Genomic DNA, 5740 nt, shown 5'->3' on the forward strand with positions numbered 1-5740 from the left:
CGGCGCGGACCAGCCGTTGGGGTTGGTCGGGTCGCTCGACGTGCGGTAGATGAACGGCCACTGGCCCCACTGGTAGGCCAGCACCCAGATGTTCTTGGGCGCGAAGTAGAACAGCGTGGGCGCCGTCGCGGCCTGTCCCATGCCGGTCTGCCCGGCGGACGCCATGTCCGACCAGTTCGTGAACGGGCTGAACATCATCGAGCCGTACGACGAACCCGACACGTTCGACGCATAGACCAGGTGCTTGCCGTTGTAGACGACGTCGGTGAAGTCCTTCACGGCACCCCACCCGTTCGCCGGCTGGGCCAGCGCGCCCGTCGAGGACCAGTGGTAGTCGGACGGAAGTGCGCAGGTTCCGGACGGTGCGGACGTCACCGGGGTGGGCGCCGGGGCGGACGACCCCGTCGGCCTCACGTTCCAGTGCTGGTTGGCGGCGCCCCAGGAGTCCCAGATCTGGACGGCGGTGCCGTTGACGGTCTGGTTGGCGGGGGTCTCCAACACCCGGCCGCTGACGACGTTGGTGAGGGTGTAGGAGCCGTCGCCGTTCCGGGCGGCCTTCCAGTGCTGGTTGGCGCCGCCGTTGGAGTCCCAGACCAGCGGCCTCGTGCCGTTGGTCGTCCGGCCGCTCGGCTCGTCCAGGACCCGGCCGCTGGCGAGGTTGGTGAAGGTGTACGAGCCGTCGCCGTTCTTGGCGGCCCGCCACTGCTGGTTGGCGGCGCCGCTGGCGTCCCACACCTGGAGCGGGGTGCCGTTGCCGTTCTGCCCGGCGGGCTCGTCGAGGACGCGTCCGGTCTTCCTGCCGTTGCCGTCGAACAGCAGCGGGTCCTCGCCGGTGCGCCAGGAGTCGCTGTCGCGGATGCCCCACACCGTGATCCCGGTGCAGCGCGGGACGTTGAGGCAGTCCTGGACGGCGTTGGTGTACGCGGCTGCGGACGCCTGGGCGCTGTCGAGCTCGGTGATCTGGACGTCCACGCCGAGCGCGGCGAAGCTGGACAGGGTGGTCTGGAAGCTCGCCGGGGGGCCGCCCGCGCCGAAGTGGCTCTGGAAGCCGACGCAGTCGATGGGCACGCCCCGGGCCTTGAAGTCCTTGACCATGGAGTAGACGCCCTGGGTCTTGGCGTCGGACCAGTTCTCGATGTTGTAGTCGTTGTAGCAGAGCTTGGCCGACGGGTCGGCGCTGCGGGCGGTGCGGAACGCCTCCTCGATGGCATCCGCTGGCCGTGCGCGGTGGCGTGGCCGACGATCGCGTCGGCGGGACCGAAGTCGAACGACCCCCGGGAGCGCTCGATGGTGTCCCACTTCATCTCGTTCTCCGGGGTGACCATCTTGAACTCCCGGTCGAGGATCCCGGAGTACGTCGGATCACCCAGCCTGCCCGAGGCCACGGCCGTACCGAAGTAGCGGCCGCTGCCGGCCGCCGCGTCGCCGAGCACGGTCGGCGCACCGGGCTGCGACGTGAGCGCGGCCTGGGCGATCAGCGGTACTGCGGCACCCACGGCGGCGAGGGCCACGGCGACGGCGATCACCCGTCGGGTCGGCCGACGGCGGCGATGAGCACGGATCTGGTCTGGCAACTGTTCGTCCCTCCGGTGGCGGGCCTCGGTGTCGGCCCCGGTTGCCTGCCAGTTGCCGCCGCGCGCAGGAAGGTTGCCGCAACCGGCGAAGAAAACCGGAGAGTTCCGTCAACCCACGGCGGGGCCGCGGGCAGGTGTGCCCACGGCCCCGCCGACGATCCGTCAGTTGCCAGTTCGGTGGGTCTGCGATCCGCCGGCCGGCGAGTCGCGAGGCACCGAGTCAACGAGTCAACGAGTCGGCGAATCGACGGATCAGCGAACCAGCGAACCAGCGTCAGGAAGGGGTGCCGTACTGGAGACCACGCCCATTGGTGCCGACGTACACGCGGCCGTAGGTGTTGGGATCCCCGGTGATGGTGGGGAGGCCGGTGAAGTTGCCCCACTGGTGGGCGTCGTCGTTGACGCGGACCCAGCTGGCGCCCCGGTCGGTGGAGCGGAAGACGCCGGCGACGCCCTTCACGTGGCCGATCAGGTAGAGGGCCTGGTACGACGTGCCCGGCGCGGCCTTGCCGAAGCCGAGGCCGGCGGCGGACTCCACCGAGGAGAGCGTGGTGAAGCTGCGGCCGCCGTCGGTGGAGTGCAGCAACCCCTTGTCGCCGCCGGAGATCCACAGGTCACCCGCGACGCCGGGGACGGCGCCGAGCCTGCCGGTGGGCAGGTTGGTGGCGCGGGCGCTGAAACTGGCGCCGCCGTCGGTGCTGGCGTAGAGCGTGCCGCCGGCCAGCGAGTAGAAGGTGCCGGCCGAGGACCGGTCGGCGACGACCACGGCCTCGTTGCCCAGGCCGTTGACCCTCGACCAGCTCGCGCCCTTGTCGGTCGAGCGGTACGGGGCCTGGCCGACCGCGGTCCAGACGATGCTGGAGCCGTCCGCCGCGATGGCGATGTGGCCGCTCTGGGCGCCGGACGCCGGCGCCGTCTTGAAGCCGTTCCAGTTGTGGCCGCCGTCGGTGGAGTAGCCGCCACCCTGCTCACCGCCCCTGCCGGCCCGCACCACCAGCGACGGGTTGGACTGGGCGTAGTCGAGGGAGCTGCCGTGGTAGATCGTCGGGTTGGTCAGCCGGTTGGCGGGCTCCTTGGTCAGGTCGTCGTACAGGAAGCCGCCCTGGTCGCCCATCGCGGTGATGAGGGGGGCGCCGCCGGGCAGGGAGATCGCGTCCGCCAGCGCCGTCTCCTCCAGCCCGCGGGCGCCGACGAACCAGTGACTGGTGCCGCCGTTGTCCGTCGCGTTGGCGTCCTTGCTCGCCCAGATGCCGCTGCCGGTGCCGTACATCACGTGCCCGGAGTCGAACGGGTCGATGCTCAGGGCCGTCATCCAGTGCCCGATACCGGTCCCTTGGTACGGGGCGGCGGAGGCGTCCCGCACCGACCTGTCGGCCTGGGTCTTCCAGGTCGCACCGCCGTCGGTGGAACGGTAGAGCTCGTCCTGCGGCCACCAGCGGTCCAGGGTGGTGACCATCACCGTGGACGGCTTCTGCGGGTCGACGGCCAGACCGGCGAACCCGTAGTTGCCCTGGGAGGGCGAGATGTTCCTCCACGCCCCGCCGGACGGCGCGTACTTCCACACCGAGCCCGCCGTCACGTTGCTGGGGCCGGGCCCGTTGGAGTACGTCAGGTACAGCGAGCCGTCACCGGAGAGCACGCCGTGCTGCGGCATCTGGCCGGTGGGCTGCCCGGCGACGGCCTGCCAGCTCTTGCCGCCGTCCGTGGAGCGGTAGAGGTTGGTCGACTTGTCGGCGACCCCGACGTAGATCGTGTTGCTGCCCGCGGGGCCGTACGTCACGAACGAGATGCCCGTGCCGAAGCTCGCCCCGTCCTTGACGGGGAACGACGAGACCTGGCTCCACGTCACGCCGGCGTCCGTGCTGCGCCACAGGCCGTTCTTGCGGGTGCCCAGCAGCAGGGTGTCGTGGTTCGCGGGGTCGATCACCAGACGCTCGCCCGCCCCGCGGCCGTCCTCGTTACCGCCCAGCTTGAACGGCAGATCGGTGCGCTGGAAGGTGCGGCCGCGGTCACTGGACCGCAGGATCGCGCCGTTGCCGGCCCAGTCGTTGGTGTAGGTGCCCGACGCGAGGTAGAGCCGGTCGGGGGCGACCGGGTCGGTGGCCAGCGATTCGATGCCCAGCAGGTTCCAGTCCTTCTCACCGATCCAGTCGGTCAGCGGGATCCACTGCTCCGCCCCCGTGTCCCAGCGGTAGGCGCCGCCCATGTCGGTGCGCGCGTACAGCAGGCCCTTCTCCTTCTGGTTGAAGACCAGGCCGGTGACGTACCCCCCGCCCGCCACCGGGGCGTTCTGCCACACGTACGACCCGTTCCCGGGCGCCTGGGCCCCGCCCACCTTCACCAGCTTCCACTGCTGGTTGCCGCCGCCGTGGCCCGGCCACTGGATGACCTGCGTGCCCTGGGCCGTGGAGCCCCCGCTGACGTCCAGAACCTGACCGCTCTTGCGGGAGGTGAAGGTGACGGCGTCGGAACCGCTCACCCCGGTGATCCGCCACTGCTGCGAGGCCGAGGAACTGTCCGTCTGCTGCTCGGCGACGGCCGCCTGCGCGGTCGAACCACCCGCCACGCCCAGCACCTTGCCACTGTTGCGGTTCACCAGCTCGTAGTAGCCGTCCCCGGTCGACCGCAGCCTCCACTGCTGGTTGGCGGTGTTCTGGTCGGTCCACTGCTGGATGCGGGTGCCGTCGGCGGTGGAGAACGCGTTGACGTCCAGCACCTGGCCGCTGCGGACGGAGACCAGCCGGTAGTAGGCGCCGTCGTCGACCGTCGCGGCCTGCGAGTCCTCGTGCACGAACAGGTACGAGACGGCGGCGACGGGCACCGCGAGCAGCACGGCGGTGGCGCTCCAGCGACGGCGGTGACGCCCGCGGCGCCCGCCGTTCGTGGGGTTGCTCATGGGTAGACGTTCTCCTTGCGAACCGGTCACGAGAGACACGAGAGAAGGGCGGATCCGCCCACCGGAACCGGCCGGACCCACCCCCTTGTGGTCACGGACCGCGCAAAGGTTGCCGCGCGCCGAAAACTTCTCCAGCGGCTGTTTCCGTCTTCACCACGGCGACCAGCCAGCCGATCGAGCCGCGCAACCTCACCCGCTCGTTCACGCGAGCGTCCAAGGCCGAGGCCCTGCCGCCGATCCGGCTGCACGAGGCTCCGGTCCGCCGCCGGCGTGGCGCCCCGGGACCTGATGGCGATCCTCGGCCACAGCCAGATCGCCGTCACGGATGGAGATATACACGCGCGTGGTGCAAGAGAGCCAGCGGTAGGCATGCGGCACATGGACCGCCTGCTGAGGCGCCGCCGCAGGACCGACTGATGTCACAAGGGCAGTTATTCGACTCCCTGCGTGACCTGGGGCTCTACCATCCTGCTGATTCCCGGGTCACCCCGCTGCCGGCGCCCGGGATTCACCGCCACGTACTGCCCGTTCTGGCACGCCTGTGGCACGACACGGAAGGCCTTGTCGATTAGACCGATAGCCCCCTGGCCCTTGGGGGCGCCGACGTCACTGCTGCTGACCGGATAGGCCAGCGCTCTCCAAGAAGGAGCGCAATGATGCCCGCCGCTGCGGACAACGCGGCCGGAAGGCTGTCGGTCGGCGCCCGCAGGACCACCACGATCACGATCACAGTCACTGGCCAGATCTGGGGGATCCCGGTTGACACGGGGGGTCGGGGACGAGAAAGACTCACGGTGTACCTCCGGAGATGGGGTGCGCCGCGCCCGTCCTGCTGCATGAGGTCTCCAGCCGAGCAGCGAGGCGGGCGCCTTGTTCCGGCCAGCAAGGCCGGTGGACAAGAAGCTAATGGGCACTTCTTCAGGTCGCGGACCTGCATGTTCTGAACTGGACAAACTAGTCGAAGCTCTTGCACTTCGATCACCGATGGAATTGAGGCATGAGCTACGTAACACTGAGCTGCACTCCTGCGCTCAAGTGCAGCATCGTTGTTCCTTTACATGCAGACCCAGGAAGATCAACACCGGCTCGGACGTCGGCCCCGCCAACATTCCAGCCACCCACAGTTGGCCGGATATGGCTCCAGGTGGCAGCGATCGGCACGCCTTCACGCCTAAGGGTTGTCCCGTAAATGATCTTCGAGCCGTCAGATGCGGCACCGGTACGGCGCCGATCACCAGCCGGGCCGACGGCATCCTCGGGCATGGCGGGC

1 protein-coding gene and 1 pseudogene are annotated in these 5740 nt (G+C 69.8%); both read right to left on the minus strand.

All coding sequences use genetic code 11. The annotated features are described in order from the left end of the window. Positions 1 to 1562: pseudogene (locus IF30_RS42775) on the minus strand (non-reducing end alpha-L-arabinofuranosidase family hydrolase); the annotation flags it as partial. A 286-nt stretch (positions 1563 to 1848) separates the two neighbouring features. Continuing rightward, positions 1849 to 4470: an RICIN domain-containing protein gene (locus tag IF30_RS0139820; protein WP_030247858.1), complete on the minus strand. Its 2622-nt coding sequence runs from the start codon at positions 4468 to 4470 to the stop codon at positions 1849 to 1851. Positions 4471 to 5740: the final 1270 nt, after the last annotated feature.

Origin of the sequence: Streptomyces sp. NRRL S-350 (genome assembly GCF_000719705.1) — a bacterium.
GTDB lineage: Bacteria > Actinomycetota > Actinomycetes > Streptomycetales > Streptomycetaceae > Kitasatospora.